This is a genomic window from Ideonella alba (assembly GCF_018069875.1).
Classification (GTDB): Bacteria; Pseudomonadota; Gammaproteobacteria; order Burkholderiales; family Burkholderiaceae_C; genus Ideonella; species Ideonella alba.
Genome location: NZ_JAGQDF010000002.1, coordinates 152,309 through 166,581 on the forward strand (window position 1 = coordinate 152,309; position 14,273 = coordinate 166,581).

The following is a 14,273-nucleotide window of genomic DNA, read 5'->3' on the forward strand; positions in this document are numbered from 1 at the left end:
ATCAAGCCTTTAGACCATGACTTCGAACGACGCCACCCCCGAGTCCACCGCCGAGCAGACCCCGCCCGAGTCCGGCGCCCAGGCCGCCACGCCGCCGTCGCTGGAGACCCAGCTGGCCGAACTGCAGGCCAAGCACACCGAGATGGCCGACGCCTACCTGCGCGCCAAGGCCGAGGTCGAGAACATCCGCCGCCGCAGCGACGAAGAGGTCAGCAAGGCGCGCAAGTTCGCGGTGGAATCCTTCGCCGAGGCCATGCTGCCGGTGCGCGACAGCCTGGAAGCGGCCATCGCCGCCCCGGACGCCCCGGTCGAGAAGGTGCTTGAAGGCGTGCACATCACGCTGCGCCAGCTGGCCCAGGCGCTCGAGCGCAACAAGGTGCTCGAGGTCAACCCGCCCGCCGGCACGAAGTTCGATCCGCACCAGCACCAGGCCATCAGCATGGTGCCGGCCGAGCAGGACGCCAACACCGTGGTCTCGGTGCTGCAGAAGGGCTACCTCATCGCCGACCGCGTGCTGCGGCCGGCCCTGGTCACAGTGGCCGCGCCCAAGTAAACACGATCCAGCGCACATCCGGCGCATGACGCGGGCCCCACGGCCCTTGAAGTCGGACGAGCCAACCACAACTCCACAGCATCCAGACATTCCTCACAGGAGCATCAGAACATGGGCAAGATCATCGGCATCGACCTGGGCACCACCAACTCGTGCGTGGCCATCATGGAAGGCAACTCGACCAAGGTGATCGAGAACTCGGAAGGTGCGCGCACCACGCCGTCGATCATCGCCTACCAGGAAGACGGTGAGGTGCTGGTCGGCGCCTCGGCCAAGCGCCAGGCGGTCACCAACCCGAAGAACACGCTGTACGCGGTGAAGCGCCTGATCGGCCGCAAGTTCACCGAGAAGGAAGTGCAGAAGGACATCGACCTGATGCCCTACACCATCGCCGCCGCCGACAACGGCGACGCCTGGGTGGAGGTGCGCGGCAAGAAGCTGGCGCCGCCGCAGGTGTCGGCCGAGGTGCTGCGCAAGATGAAGAAGACCGCCGAGGACTACCTGGGCGAGGAAGTCACCGAGGCCGTGATCACGGTGCCGGCCTACTTCAACGACAGCCAGCGCCAGGCCACCAAGGACGCCGGCCGCATCGCCGGCCTGGAAGTCAAGCGCATCATCAACGAGCCCACCGCCGCGGCCCTGGCCTTCGGCCTGGACAAGCACGGCAAGGGCGACCGCAAGATCGCGGTGTTCGACCTGGGCGGCGGCACCTTCGACATCTCGATCATCGAGATCGCCGATGTCGACGGTGAAAAGCAGTTCGAGGTGCTGTCCACCAACGGCGACACCTTCCTGGGCGGCGAGGACTTCGACCAGCGCATCATCGACTTCATCGTCACCGAGTTCAAGAAGGAACAGGGCGTCGACCTGACCAAGGACGTGCTGGCCCTGCAGCGCCTGAAGGAAGCCGCCGAGAAGGCCAAGATCGAGCTGTCGAACAGCTCGCAGACCGACGTCAACCTGCCCTACATCACGGCGGATGCCAGCGGTCCGAAGCACCTGAACATCAAGCTCACCCGCGCCAAGCTGGAGAGCCTGGTCGATGACCTGATCGAGCGCACGATCGAGCCCTGCCGCATCGCCATCAAGGACGCCGGCGTGAAGGTGGCCGACATCGACGACGTGATCCTGGTGGGCGGCCAGTCGCGCATGCCCAAGGTGCAGGAGAAGGTCAAGGAGTTCTTCGGCAAGGAGCCGCGCAAGGACGTCAACCCCGATGAGGCCGTGGCCGTCGGCGCAGCCATCCAGGGCCAGGTCCTGGGCGGCGAGCGCAAGGACGTGCTGCTGCTGGACGTCACCCCGCTGAGCCTGGGCATCGAGACCCTGGGCGGCGTGATGACCAAGATGATCAAGAAGAACACCACCATCCCGACCAAGTTCAGCCAGGTGTTCTCCACCGCCGACGACAACCAGCCGGCGGTGACGATCAAGGTCTACCAGGGCGAGCGCGAGATGGCCGCGGGCAACAAGAGCCTGGGCGAGTTCAACCTGGAAGGTATCCCGCCGGCGCCGCGCGGCCTGCCGCAGATCGAGGTGAGCTTCGACATCGACGCCAACGGCATCCTGCACGTCGGCGCCAAGGACAAGGGCACCGGCAAGGAAAACAAGATCACCATCAAGGCCAACTCGGGCCTGTCCGAGGCCGAGATCGAGAAGATGGTCAAGGACGCCGAGGCCAACGCCGCCGAGGACGCCAAGAAGCTGGAGCTGGTGCAGGCCCGCAACCAGGCCGACGGCATGATCCACTCGGTCAAGAAGAGCCTGGCCGAGCACGGCGCCACGCTTGACGCCGCCGAGAAGGAGAAGATCGAGGCCGCGCTGAAGGACGCCGAGGAAGCCATCAAGGGCGACGACAAGGCCGCCATTGACGCCAAGACCGAGGCGCTGATGACCGCCAGCCAGAAGCTGGGCGAGAAGATCTACGCCGAGCAGCAGGCCGCGCAGGCCGCCGCTGGCGCGGGCGCCGCCGGTGCGGCCGAGCAGCCCCAGGCCAAGCCGGCCGATGACAACGTGGTCGATGCCGAGTTCAAGGAAGTCAAGAAGTGATGGCTTGGCCGGTGAGCGCGTCGAGCGCTCACCGGAGGAACGCCAGCGTCGCCGTGCCGAGAGGCGGACCGCCCGCGAGGCGGACCGTCAGGCGCGGCGATCCCGTTTAGACGAGCCGGGTCACACCATGGCAAAGCGCGATTACTACGAGATCCTGGGCGTGGCGAAGAACGCCAGCGAGGACGACATCAAGAAGGCCTACCGCAAGTTGGCCATGAAGTACCACCCTGACCGCAACCAGGGGGACGACGCCAAGGCCGCCGAGGAGAAGTTCAAGGAGGCCAAGGAGGCCTACGAGATGCTCTCCGACGCCCAGAAGCGCGCGGCCTACGACCAGTACGGCCATGCGGGCGTTGATCCGAACGCCGGCATGGGTCGGGGTGGTCCCGGGGCGGAGGGCTTCGGTGGCTTTGCCGAGGCCTTTGGCGACATCTTCGGCGACATCTTCGGCGGCGGCCAGGGCGGCGGTCGGCGTGGCGGGGGCCAGCAGGTCTACCGCGGCGCCGACCTCAGCTACGCGATGGAGATCACGCTGGAAGAGGCCGCCAACGGCAAGGACAGCCAGATCCGCATCCCGTCCTGGGACAACTGCGACACCTGCGGCGGCACCGGCGCCAAGCCCGGCACCAAGGCCAAGACCTGCACCACCTGCAATGGCTCGGGCACGGTGCACATGCGCCAGGGCTTCTTCAGCATCCAGCAGAGCTGCCCGCACTGCCACGGCACCGGCAAGATCATCCCCGAGCCCTGCACCGCCTGCAATGGCGCCGGCAAGATCAAGCGCCAGAAGACGCTGGAGGTCAAGATCCCGGCCGGCATCAACGAGGGCATGCGCATCCGCTCCGCCGGCAACGGCGAGCCGGGCCAGAATGGCGGCCCGCCGGGCGATCTCTACATCGAGATCCGCATCAAGCCGCACGAGATCTTCGAGCGTGACGGTGACGACCTGCACTGCACCGTGCCCATTGGCCTGACCACGGCGGCCCTGGGCGGCACGGTGGAGGTGCCCACGCTGTCGGGCAAGGTCGAGATCGAACTGCCCGAGGGCACCCAGCACGGCAAGACCTTCCGCCTGCGCGGCAAGGGCATCAAGGGCATCCGCTCGGCCTACCCGGGCGACCTGTTCACGCACGTGTCCATCGAGACGCCGGTCAAGCTCACCGAACACCAGCGCAAGCTGCTGAAGGAACTCGACGAGTCCTTCAAGAAGGGCGGCGACAAGCATTCGCCCAACACCAAGAGCTGGACCGACCGGGTCAAGGACCTGTTCAAGTAAGGCCCCGCCCTCCCGCCTCCAGGCCCGCCGGCGCCCTGCCCGCGGGCCTTCTTTCATCCAGGTGGGACTCAAGTTCCTTGTCTGGCGGCCGAAACAGCCGAACAGGACCCAGCACCGGCTGCATCGGCCGGCGCTGGCAGCGCCGCCGCGTGGGTACGCCTGCGGAGACGGCTCCGGCGGAGACCTTGCATGGCCACATCCCTGACCCCCTACAGCCAGCTTCACGCGCTGATCATCGACGACATGGCGGTGCAGCAGACCACGCTGCGCGGCCAGCTGGCGTCGCTGGGCATCGGCAAGGTCGACGTGGCTGGCAACGCGGAGGACGCGCTGCGGCAGGTGCGTGCCAAGCACTTCCACCTGATCCTGTGCGACTACAACCTGAACAGCCGCACCGATGGCCAGCAGCTCTTCGAGCACCTGCGCGAGCAGGACCTGTTGCCGCCGGACTGCCTGTTCTTCATGATCACCGCCGAGGGCGGCTATGCCTCGGTGGCCTCGGCCACCGAGCACAAGCCCGACGCCTACCTGCTCAAGCCGATCACCGCCGCCGACATCGGTGACCGCCTGCGCGCGCTGCTCGACCGCCGCCACGCCCTGCTGCCGATCAGCCAGTGCCTGCGCAAGCAAGATCTGGGAGGCGCGGTGCAGGCCTGCGACGAGGTGCTGGCCCAGAAGAACCGCTGGTTCGTGCAGGCCCTGCAGCTCAAGGGCCAGACCCTGCTGCAGATGGGCCGACCCGAGGACGCCAAGACCGTCTACCGCCAGGCCCTGGACCTGCGCGCCGACCTGGTCTGGGCCCAGTTGGGGCTGGCGCGCGCCCACAAGGCCGCCGGCCAGTTCGAGCAGGCCCGCATGATTGCCCAGGACATCGTCGGCAGCCACCATGGCGAGAAGCACATGGCCGCCTACGACGTGCTGGCCGAATCGCTCGAAGCGCTGGGCGATGCCCAGGGCGCGATGTGGGTGCTGAAGGATGCCGCCCGGGTGGTGCCCTCCAGCAAGCGGCACCGCCTGCTGGGCGAGAGCGCCTACCGCAATGGCGACCTGGACACCGCCAAGGCCAGCCTCGGCCAGGTGGCCAAGGCCACCCGCAATTCGGTGGTGGCGCAGTCCTCGGACGTGCTGATGCTGGCCCAGACCCTGGTCGACCGCGGCGAGGTGGCCGAGGCGCTGGGCGTGCTGGCCGACACGCCCGGCGCGGCCACGCACTGTGCCGTCTTCGGCCCGGCCTCGCAGGCCATCCGCGCCCAGGCGCTGGCGCGCAAGGGCGACGCCAGCGGCGCGGCCGCCGCGCTGCAGCTGGCTCGCCAGTCCTTGCGCAAGCCCAAGGCCGACCTGGCCACGGTGGCGCTGGCACGGGCCGAGCTGGTCACGGGCGACGAGCAGGCCGGCCTGGCGCTGCTGCAGCAGGCTGTCAGCGCCGACCACGAGAACCCGCGCGTCAAGCAGCTGATCGGCAAGGCCCTGGCCGACACCGGTCACGAGGACAAGCTGGCCCAGGTGATCGAGGCAGCGGCCGCCGGGCTGGACGGCCGCGTCAAGGCCGCCAAGGCCCTGTTCCGCGATAGCCGCCTCACCGAGGCGCTGGCCGAGATCGAGGCCGCCGTCCACGACTACCCCGAGAACACCGCGGTGCTGCTGCAGGCCGCGCAGATGAACTGCCTGTCGCTGCGCCTGCAGAAGCTGCTCGACCCGGTGGTGCTGGAGCGTGTGCAGCAGTACCTGGCCCGGCTCGACAAGCTGCTGCCGGGCAACGACCGGGTGACCCAGATGCAGCGCTACTTCCGCGAGACGCTGGAGCAGCTGATGGCGCCGCAGAAGCTGGCCGCCTGACCGTGATGAGCGCGCAGACCGCGCCCGCCCCCCCCGCGCGCCTGGCGGCGCTGGTGGTGCACGACCTGAAGAACGAACTGGGCGCGCTCGAGGCTCGCCTGCAAGCCCTGGCCGAGCGCCTGGACGACCCTGGCGCTGCCCAGGCCCGCGACGACTGCCGCGCGCTGCGCGAGCGCTTCGTGCAGTACCTGCTGGTCTATGGCCACGACCAGGGACTGCGGGCCCACCCCAGCGACGAGGACCCGGCCGAGCTGCTGGATCATCTGGCGCGTTCCACCGCCCGCCGGCACCCGGGCCTGCAGACCGAGGTGCTTCTGCCCCACGCCGCCCCACCCTTTGCGTTCTACGACGTGCGGCTGGTGCGTCTGGCGCTGGAGGCCGCGCTGCACAACGCGGTGCGCTTTGCCCGGGGCTGGATCGGCCTGCAGGCGTTCCGGCGCGGCGCGACCCTGGTGTTCCGGATCGAAGACGATGGCCCCGGCCCGGGCGCCCCCGACCCGGGCGCCGCCCACGCCACCGGCCTGGGCACCGCGCTGTGCGAGGCCGTGGCCCGCGCCCATGGCGGCCCGGGCGCGCAGGTCAGCCTGGCGCCCCGGCCGGGCGGCGGTGCGCGCTTCGAGCTCTGCCTGCCGGCCTGAGCGCCTGGCCGCCGGTCAGAACAGCGAGGACTGCACCATCTCGCCGGGCCGCGCCGGGGGCACCGGGCGGCGGAACTGGCTGCGGTCCAGCGCGACCCGTTCGCGGTTCAGGCCCAGGCGGGCGCAGGCCTTGTGGAAGCGCTGGCGACGCAACTCGGCCCACAGGCCTTCGCCCTGCATGCGAGTGCCGAAGCGGGCGTCGTTGTCCTTGCCGCCTCGCTGATCGCGCACCCGGGCCATGACGCGCGCCGCGCGCTCGGGAAAATGCTGCTGCAGCCAGTGCTGGAACAGGGGCGACACCTCCCAGGGCAGGCGCAGCGGGATGGAGAAGGCCCGCGTGGCGCCGGCCTCGGCCGCGGCCGCCAGGATGGATTCCAGTTCGGGCTCGTTGAGGAAAGGGATCACCGGCGACACGCTGACGCCCACCGGCACACCGGCCTCGGCCAGCTGCCGGATCACCTGCAGGCGACGTTGGGGCGAGGCGGCACGCGGCTCCATCACGCGTGAGAGCGCCGGGTCCAGGCTGGTCACCGACACATAGACCGCCGCCAGGCCCTGGCGGCCCATCGGCCCGATCAGGTCCAGGTCACGCAGCACGCCGGCGGACTTGGTGATCAGCGCGAACGGGTGGTGGCAGTCCGAGAGGACCTCGATCACCGAGCGGGTGATGCGCAGCTCACGCTCGGCGGGCTGGTAGGCGTCGGTGGCGGCGCCGATGCACAGGTCCAGCGGCGTGTAGCTGCGGCTGGCCAGGGTGTCGCGCAGGCGTTCGGCAGCGTTGCTCTTGGCGATGATGCGGGTTTCAAAGTCCAGCCCCGGCGACAGGTTCAGGTAGCTGTGGGTGGGCCGGGCGTAGCAGTAGATGCAGCCGTGCTCGCAGCCGCGGTAGGGGTTGATCGAGACGTCAAAGCCGATGTCGGGCGAGTTGTTGCCGGTGAGGATGGAGCGCACCGTCTGCAGCGTGACCTGGGTGACCGCGGCGGGCGGCGCCTGTGCCAGATCGTCCAGCGTGCCCCAGCCGTCGTCGACGAGCTCGCGCTGCTCGCTGCTGAAGCGGTGCGGCAGCGCCCACTCGGTGCCGCGCCCCTTGATGGGTGCTTGGCGGGGCGAGCGCAGCCACTGGATGGGCTGGGCGGCGAGGTGCGCGGTGGGGGCGCAGGCAGGTACGGCGGACGACATACTGTAAATCTATACAGTATTGTCGACGGGCGCAAGCCCGGGGTGTTCAGTACTGGACGTCAGTACTCGCCGAACTCGGTGCCCGGTGCCAGGTTGTCGAACTTGGTCAGCGGCTTCAGGAAGGCCAGGTGCAGCGAGCCCACCGGGCCGTTACGCTGCTTGCCGATGATGATCTCGGCCGTGCCCGGCACCTTGGACTCTTCCTTGGTGTAGTAGTCGTCGCGGTAGATGAACATGATCACGTCCGCGTCCTGCTCGATGGCGCCCGATTCACGCAGGTCGGACATCATCGGCCGCTTGTCGGTGCGGGTCTCGACCGAGCGGTTGAGCTGCGACAGCGCGATCACCGGGCAGTGCAGTTCCTTGGCCAGGGCCTTCAGGCTGCGCGAGATCTCGGACAGCTCGGTGGCGCGGTTCTCGCCGCTGCTGGAATTGGTGCCCACCATCAGCTGCAGGTAGTCGATGACGATCAGGCCCAGCTTGCCGCACTGGCGCGCCTGGCGCCGCGCCCGGGCGCGCAGCTCGGCCGGGTTCAGGCCCGGGGTCTCGTCGATGAAGATCGAGGCCTTGGCCAGCTTGTCGACCGCCTCGGTCAGGCGGCCCCAGTCGTCGTCGCGCAGCCGGCCGGTGCGCAGGCCCGACTGGTCGATGCGGCCCAGCGAGCCCACCATCCGCAGCGCCAGCTGCGAGGCGCCCATTTCCATCGAGAAGACCACCACCGGCAGGCCTTCCTGCACCGCCACGTTCTCGGCGATGTTCAGCGCGAACGCCGTCTTGCCCATCGACGGCCGTGCGGCCAGGATGATCAGGTCGCCGCCCTGCAGGCCGGCAGTCATCTTGTCGAGCTCGTAGAAGCCGGTGCGCACGCCGGTGACATCCTCGGCGCCGTTCTCGGCCAGCTCGGTGACGCGGTCGATCAGCTGCATCACCAGCTGGTCCATGCTCTGGAAGCCGGCCTTGCTGCGCTGGCCCTCCTCGCCGATCTTGAAGATCTTGCCCTCGGCCTCGTCCAGGATCTGCGAGACCTGCCGCCCCTGCGGGTTGAAGGCCTGGGTGGCGATCTCGTCGCTGGCGGCGATCAGCTTGCGCAGGATCGCGCGCTCGCGCACGATCTCGGCGTAGCGGCGCATGTTGGCCGCGCTGGGCACGCTCTGCGCCAGCGCGTTCAGGTACTTCAGGCCGCCCACGTCCTCGGCCTTGCCCAGGTTCTGCAGCTGTTCGAACACGGTGATCACGTCCGCCGGCTTGGACTGGCTGATCAGCGCACCAATGGCGCCGAAGATCAGCTTGTGCTCGTGGCGGTAGAAGTCGTCGTCCTGCAGCACGTCGCCGGCGCGGTCCCAGGCGCCGTTGTCCAGCAGCAGGCCGCCCAGCACGCTCTGCTCGGCCTCGATCGAGTGCGGCGGCACCCGCAGGCGGGCCACCTCCTCGTCGCGCGGCGGGGTGCGGGGGTCGTGGGCGTCGAAGATCGTGGACATCGCAGGGATCATACGGGCGCCAGACCCCGGCGCCTGTGGACAAGGCTGGGGACAGCGCGTGGGTGCGCGGTGGACAGTGCCGAGCGGAAACTAAAAAGGGCCGGAACAGGTCCGACCCAGAGGAAAAAGGGCCGGAACAAGTCCGGCCCTTTGGCTGCAGGCGGGCGCAGGGCCCGCCGCGAAGATCAGTCGGTCTCGCCGACGACCTTGACGGTGATCTCGACCACCACGTCGGTGTGCGGAGCCACCTGCACCGGGAACTCGCCCACGGCCTTCAGCGGGCCATTGGGCATGCGCACCTGGGCCTTGGCGACCTGGAAGCCTTGCTTGACCAGGGCTTCGGCGATGTCGTGGTTGGTGACCGAACCGAACAGGCGGCCGTCAACGCCGGCCTTCTGGGTGATGGCGACCACCAGGCCGCCGAGCTTCTCGCCCAGGGCTTGTGCGGCGGCCAGCTTCTCGGCGGCGACCTTCTCGAGTTCGGCGCGGCGGGCTTCGAATTCCTTGATCGCGGCCTCGGTGGCGCGGCGGGCGCGCTTGGTCGGGATCAGGTAGTTGCGGGCGTAGCCGTCCTTGACCTTGACGATGTCGCCCAGGTTGCCCAGGTTGGCGACCTTGTCCAGCAGAATGATTTGCATGGTGTGGGCTCCTTAGACGCGGTGCTGGTCGCTGTACGGCAGCATCGCCAGGAAGCGCGCGCGCTTGATGGCGGTGGTCAGCTGACGCTGGAAGAAGGCGCGGGTGCCGGTCAGGCGGGCCGGCGTGATCTTGCCGTTCTCGCCGATGAAGTCACGCAGCAGGTCGACGTCCTTGTAGTCGATCGACTCGACGCCGGCGACGGTGAAACGGCAGAACTTCTTGCGGCGGAACAGCAGCGATTGCTGGTTGCGCTTCGGACGGCGGTCCTTGGAAAAACGGCTCTTGGGCGGGGGCATGATGACCTCTTTCGAAACTGAATCTGGATCAAAGCGTTGTCAGGTGCCGGGCTCGACTTCGGTGATGTGGAAGATCAGGCCCTTGCCTTGGCGCGTGGCGGTGAGGAACCCGGCGACAGTCACCGGCTCTCCCAGCCCCAGCGCCGCGATGCGTCGCGTGATCGCCCCGATCGCCACCGCCTTCATCTCGAACGAGACCTGGCGGGCTTGGCCGTCTTCCGTGACCGTGGACTGGTGCGCAAGCTTCAGGTCCAGGGCCGGGAGTCCGGCGGGGGTGTAGCGCGTCGCGCCGCGTTCGACCAGTTGAGCAGTCAGAACCAGGCGGTTCATCGGCTCAGGCCCGGTCGGGCGACACCGGCGGTTCTCAGGCGGTGGTCTCCTGGGCGGCCTTGCGGGCCTCTTCCTTCTCGACCGAACGCATCATCACCGAAGCGGCCGTCTCAGCCTTCTCCAGCTTGACGGTCAGGTGACGCAGCACGGCGTCGTTGAAGCGGAAGCCCGTTTCCAGCTCGGCCAGCACGTCCTTCGAGCACTCGATGTTCAGGCACAGGTAGTGCGCCTTGGCGAGCTTCTGGATCATGTACGCCAGCTGGCGACGACCCCAGTCCTCGACACGGTGCACCTTGCCACCGCCCGCGGTGACCAGGCCCTTGTAGCGCTCCAGCATGGCCGGAACCTGTTCGCTTTGATCCGGGTGGATCAGCAGAACGATCTCATAGTGACGCATGAACACTCCTTGTGGATATCCACCGGCCCGGCCGGCGGGAGAGCCGCCCTGCGCGTCAAATGCAGGTGCGGCAAGGGAAAGCCCGCGATTCTAGCAGGAATCGCGGGCGCTGGGGACAGCGATGGCGCCTCGCGGCGCGGGGCCGTCAGCGGCGCTGGGCCAGCTGGGTCCAGGTCTGGACCACGGTGTCGGGGTTCAGCGAGATCGACACGATGCCCTCGTCCGCCAGCCACTGGGCAAAGTCGGCGTGGTCGCTGGGGCCCTGGCCGCAGATGCCGATGTACTTGCCGGTGGCGCGGCAGGCGTTGATCGCGCGGGAAATCAGCGAGCGCACCGCCGGGTCGCGCTCGTCGAAATCAGCGGCCAGCAGCTCCAGGCCGGAATCCCGGTCCAGGCCCAGGGTCAGCTGGGTCAGGTCGTTGGAGCCGATCGACATGCCGTCGAAGTGCTGCAGGAACTGGTCAGCCAGGATGGCGTTGGAGGGGATCTCGCACATCATGATGATGCGCAGCCCGCCCTCGCCGCGCTTGAGGCCGCGGTCGGCCAGCAGGCCCACCACGCGCTCGGCCTGGCGCACGGTGCGCACGAAGGGCACCATGATCTCGACGTTGGTCAGGCCCATGTCGTTGCGCACCCGCTTCAGGGCCTCGCACTCCATGCCGAAGGCGTCGGCGAACTCCTCGCTGATGTAGCGCGAGGCGCCGCGGAAGCCCAGCATCGGGTTCTCTTCGTCGGGCTCGTAGCGGCTGCCGCCGATCAGCTTCTTGTACTCGTTGGACTTGAAGTCCGACAGGCGCACGATCACCGGCTTGGGCCAGAAGGCGGCGGCGATCGTGGCCACGCCCTCGGTCAGCTTGTCGACGTAGAAGGCGCGCGGCGAGGCATGGCCCCGGGCCACCGACTCGACCGCCTTCTTCAGGTCGGGGTCGACGTTCGGGTAGTCCATGATCGCCTTCGGATGGACGCCGATGTTGTTGTTGATGATGAACTCCAGCCGCGCCAGGCCGACACCGGAGTTGGGGATCTGGGCGAAGTTGAAGGCCAGCTGCGGGTTGCCGACGTTCATCATGATCTTCACCGGGCAGTACGGCAGTTCGCCGCGCTGCACCTCGGAGACCTCGGTCTCGAGCAGGCCGTCGTAGACGTAGCCGGTGTCGCCCTCGGAGCAGACCACGGTGACCAGGGCGCCGTCCGACAGCTTCTCGGTGGCGTCGCCGCAACCCACCACCGCCGGGATGCCCAGTTCGCGGGCGATGATGGCCGCGTGGCAGGTGCGGCCGCCGCGGTTGGTGACGATGGCGCTGGCGCGCTTCATCACCGGCTCCCAGTTCGGGTCGGTCATGTCGGTGACCAGCACGTCGCCGGGCTGCACGCGCTCCATCTCGGCAATGCTGCTGACCAGGCGCACCGGGCCGGTGCCGATCTTCTGGCCGATCGCGCGGCCCTCGGCCAGCACGGTGGAGTGGCCCTTGAGCTTGTAGCGGTGCTCGACCTGGCCCTCGGCCTGGCTGCGCACGGTCTCGGGGCGGGCCTGCAGGATGTAGATGCGGCCATCCACACCGTCCTTGCCCCACTCGATGTCCATCGGGCGGCCGTAGTGCTTCTCGATGATCAGCGCGTACTTCGCCAGCTCGACTACATCGGCATCGGCCAGCGAGTAGCGGTTGCGCTGCTCGGGCGGGTTGTCCACCGTCTTGACCAGCTTGCCGCTGGCCTTCTTCTCGTCGGGCGTGGCGAACTCCATGCGGATCAGCTTGGAGCCCAGCGAGCGGCGGATCACCGGGAACTTGCCAGCCTGAAGCGCCGGCTTGTGGACGTAGAACTCGTCGGGGTTGACCGCGCCCTGCACCACGGTCTCGCCCAGACCGTAGCTGGAGGTGATGAAGACCACGTCCTTGAAGCCCGACTCGGTGTCGATGGTGAACATCACGCCGGCGGCGCCCACATCCGAGCGCACCATGCGCTGCACGCCGGCCGACAGGGCGACTTCCGAGTGGCTGAAGCCCTTGTGGACGCGGTAGCTGATCGCCCGGTCGTTGTAGAGGGAGGCGAAGACCTCCTTCATCTTGTGCAGCACCTCGTCGATGCCGTGCACGTTCAGGAAGGTCTCCTGCTGGCCGGCAAACGAGGCGTCGGGCAGGTCTTCGGCGGTGGCCGAGGAGCGCACGGCCCAGCTGGCGTCAGGAGAATCGCCAGCAACGCGGGCGTACTCGGCGCGCACCGCCGCCTCGAAGTCGGGCGGGAACGGGGCGTTTTCCACCCAGCCGCGGATCTCGGCGCCGGCCTCGGCCAGCGCACGCACGTCGTCGGTGTCCAGCGCCGCCAGGCGGGCGTTGATCTTCTCGGTCAGACCGCCGAAGGCCAGGAACTCGCGAAAGGCGTGGGCCGTGGTGGCAAAGCCGCCCGGCACCCGTACGCCAGTCTCGGCGAGCTGGCTGATCATTTCGCCGAGGCTGGCGTTCTTGCCGCCAACCACCTCGACGTCGGTCATTCTCAGGTGTTCGAACGGGACAACCAGGGCGGTCGCCAGTGCGGTGGAAGACATGGGAAAACTCCTTGATGGTGAAAAACCGGGGGCGTCTTCCCTGCGCCGGCGCGCACCAGGGCCCACGCCGCAGCGCGTTGGGATTCGAGTTGGAGGCTGCGGGGGCTCATCAGGGCGCGGAGTCGGGGGTGGCGTGGCGGGCGTCAGACGCGAATGCTGGGATTCTAAGGAGGGACTGCCTATCATGGGGTGTGTTTCCCCGCGCTTGAGAACTTTTCATGCCCAATCGATCCGTGTTCTTTGTCTCGGATGGCACCGGGATCACCGCCGAAACATTCGGCAACTCGATCCTGGCCCAGTTCGCGATCAAGCCGCGCCACATCCGCCGGCCCTTCATCGACTCGATCGACAAGGCCGAGAAGGTGGTGTCCGAGATCAACGCCACCTTCGAGGCCGAGGGCGTGCGGCCCATTGTCTTCATCACCCTGGCCCTGGACGACGCCCACCAGGTGCTGACCAGCCCGCGCTGCAAGGGCTTCGTGATGGACATGTTCAAGGCCTTCGTCGAACCGCTGGAGGCCGAGTTCGGACTGAAGTCCAACCACCGCATCGGCCGCTTCTCCGACGCCGCCAAGAGCCAGGAATACAACGACCGCATCGAGGCGATCAACTTCTCGCTGGCCCACGACGACGGCCAGTCGGCCAAGAACCTGGAAGCGGCCGATGTGATCCTGGTGGGCGTGAGCCGCAGCGGCAAGACACCCACCTCGCTCTACCTGGCGATGCAGCACGGCATCAAGGCCGCCAATTACCCGCTCATTCCGGAAGATTTCGATCGCGGCGCCCTGCCCGCCTCGCTGGCCCCGCACAAGCGCAAGTGCTTCGGCCTGACGATCGACCCGGACCGCCTGAGCCAGATCCGCAACGAGCGCCGCCCCGGCAGCAAGTACGCCGCGATCGAGAACTGCCGCGCCGAGGTGCGCGAGGCCGAGACGATGATGAAGCGCGCCGGCATCTCCTGGCTGTCGTCGACCCACAAGTCGATCGAGGAGATCGCCACCACCATCCTGCGCGACATCCGCCCGGACCGGCTCATCTACTGACGCCCGCAGCGCACCCC

The 14,273-nt window shown here is 68.2% G+C and carries 12 protein-coding genes and 1 pseudogene; 6 read left to right on the forward strand and 7 right to left on the reverse strand.

The window, feature by feature from the left end; translation table 11 throughout:
• Positions 1–16 precede the first annotated feature (16 nt).
• From grpE to KAK07_RS03680, 5 genes and pseudogenes are all read left to right on the forward strand, one after another.
• Entirely contained in the window at positions 17–553 is a 537-nt protein-coding gene (grpE, locus tag KAK07_RS03660) for a nucleotide exchange factor GrpE (RefSeq protein WP_210853899.1), read from the forward strand.
• 102 nt (positions 554–655) lie between these two features.
• Positions 656–2,599 (forward strand): annotated as a pseudogene (dnaK, locus tag KAK07_RS03665) (molecular chaperone DnaK); the annotation flags it as partial.
• Positions 2,600–2,726: 127 nt separating this feature from the next.
• A complete protein-coding gene (gene dnaJ, locus KAK07_RS03670) occupies positions 2,727–3,875 on the forward strand; it encodes a molecular chaperone DnaJ (protein ID WP_210853897.1) in 1,149 nt (382 codons plus the stop codon).
• Positions 3,876–4,064: 189 nt separating this feature from the next.
• Positions 4,065–5,711 (forward strand): tetratricopeptide repeat-containing response regulator, encoded by a 1,647-nt coding sequence (locus tag KAK07_RS03675; RefSeq protein WP_210859116.1) that lies wholly within the window; start codon positions 4,065–4,067, stop codon positions 5,709–5,711.
• Between the two features lie 5 nt (positions 5,712–5,716).
• A complete protein-coding gene (locus KAK07_RS03680) occupies positions 5,717–6,349 on the forward strand; it encodes a sensor histidine kinase (RefSeq protein WP_210859118.1) in 633 nt (210 codons plus the stop codon).
• A gap of 15 nt (positions 6,350–6,364) precedes the next feature.
• Here KAK07_RS03680 and KAK07_RS03685 read toward each other — a convergent pair whose 3' ends face one another.
• The 7 genes from KAK07_RS03685 to ppsA form a co-directional block, all read right to left on the reverse strand.
• Entirely contained in the window at positions 6,365–7,528 is a 1,164-nt protein-coding gene (locus KAK07_RS03685; RefSeq protein WP_210859120.1) for a PA0069 family radical SAM protein, read from the reverse strand.
• A 59-nt stretch (positions 7,529–7,587) separates the two neighbouring features.
• A complete protein-coding gene (dnaB, locus tag KAK07_RS03690; RefSeq protein WP_210859127.1) occupies positions 7,588–9,006 on the reverse strand; it encodes a replicative DNA helicase in 1,419 nt (472 codons plus the stop codon).
• Between the two features lie 185 nt (positions 9,007–9,191).
• Positions 9,192–9,644 (reverse strand): 50S ribosomal protein L9, encoded by a 453-nt coding sequence (gene rplI, locus KAK07_RS03695; protein WP_210853893.1) that lies wholly within the window; start codon positions 9,642–9,644, stop codon positions 9,192–9,194.
• Between the two features lie 12 nt (positions 9,645–9,656).
• On the reverse strand, positions 9,657–9,941 hold the full coding sequence (gene rpsR / locus KAK07_RS03700) for a 30S ribosomal protein S18 (protein ID WP_210802163.1): 285 nt from the start codon (positions 9,939–9,941) through the stop codon (positions 9,657–9,659).
• A 39-nt stretch (positions 9,942–9,980) separates the two neighbouring features.
• Entirely contained in the window at positions 9,981–10,271 is a 291-nt protein-coding gene (gene priB / locus KAK07_RS03705; protein ID WP_210859129.1) for a primosomal replication protein N, read from the reverse strand.
• Positions 10,272–10,305: 34 nt separating this feature from the next.
• Entirely contained in the window at positions 10,306–10,668 is a 363-nt protein-coding gene (gene rpsF / locus KAK07_RS03710; RefSeq protein WP_210853891.1) for a 30S ribosomal protein S6, read from the reverse strand.
• A gap of 145 nt (positions 10,669–10,813) precedes the next feature.
• A complete protein-coding gene (gene ppsA, locus KAK07_RS03715) occupies positions 10,814–13,213 on the reverse strand; it encodes a phosphoenolpyruvate synthase (protein WP_210859131.1) in 2,400 nt (799 codons plus the stop codon).
• Between the two features lie 218 nt (positions 13,214–13,431).
• Between ppsA and ppsR the strand changes: the two genes are divergently transcribed.
• Positions 13,432–14,256 (forward strand): posphoenolpyruvate synthetase regulatory kinase/phosphorylase PpsR, encoded by an 825-nt coding sequence (gene ppsR, locus KAK07_RS03720; protein WP_210859133.1) that lies wholly within the window; start codon positions 13,432–13,434, stop codon positions 14,254–14,256.
• Positions 14,257–14,273 lie beyond the last annotated feature (17 nt).

Bases quoted from the DNA above. Each gene is read 5' to 3' on its own strand.
- grpE (WP_210853899.1), top strand. From the start codon at position 17: ATGACTTCGAACGACGCCACCCCCGAGTCCACCGCCGAGCAGACCCCG.
- dnaJ (WP_210853897.1), top strand. From the start codon at position 2,727: ATGGCAAAGCGCGATTACTACGAGATCCTGGGCGTGGCGAAGAACGCC.
- KAK07_RS03675 (WP_210859116.1), top strand. From the start codon at position 4,065: ATGGCCACATCCCTGACCCCCTACAGCCAGCTTCACGCGCTGATCATC.
- KAK07_RS03680 (WP_210859118.1), top strand. From the start codon at position 5,717: ATGAGCGCGCAGACCGCGCCCGCCCCCCCCGCGCGCCTGGCGGCGCTG.
- KAK07_RS03685 (WP_210859120.1), bottom strand. From the start codon at position 7,528: ATGTCGTCCGCCGTACCTGCCTGCGCCCCCACCGCGCACCTCGCCGCC.
- dnaB (WP_210859127.1), bottom strand. From the start codon at position 9,006: ATGTCCACGATCTTCGACGCCCACGACCCCCGCACCCCGCCGCGCGAC.
- rplI (WP_210853893.1), bottom strand. From the start codon at position 9,644: ATGCAAATCATTCTGCTGGACAAGGTCGCCAACCTGGGCAACCTGGGC.
- rpsR (WP_210802163.1), bottom strand. From the start codon at position 9,941: ATGCCCCCGCCCAAGAGCCGTTTTTCCAAGGACCGCCGTCCGAAGCGC.
- priB (WP_210859129.1), bottom strand. From the start codon at position 10,271: ATGAACCGCCTGGTTCTGACTGCTCAACTGGTCGAACGCGGCGCGACG.
- rpsF (WP_210853891.1), bottom strand. From the start codon at position 10,668: ATGCGTCACTATGAGATCGTTCTGCTGATCCACCCGGATCAAAGCGAA.
- ppsA (WP_210859131.1), bottom strand. From the start codon at position 13,213: ATGTCTTCCACCGCACTGGCGACCGCCCTGGTTGTCCCGTTCGAACAC.
- ppsR (WP_210859133.1), top strand. From the start codon at position 13,432: ATGCCCAATCGATCCGTGTTCTTTGTCTCGGATGGCACCGGGATCACC.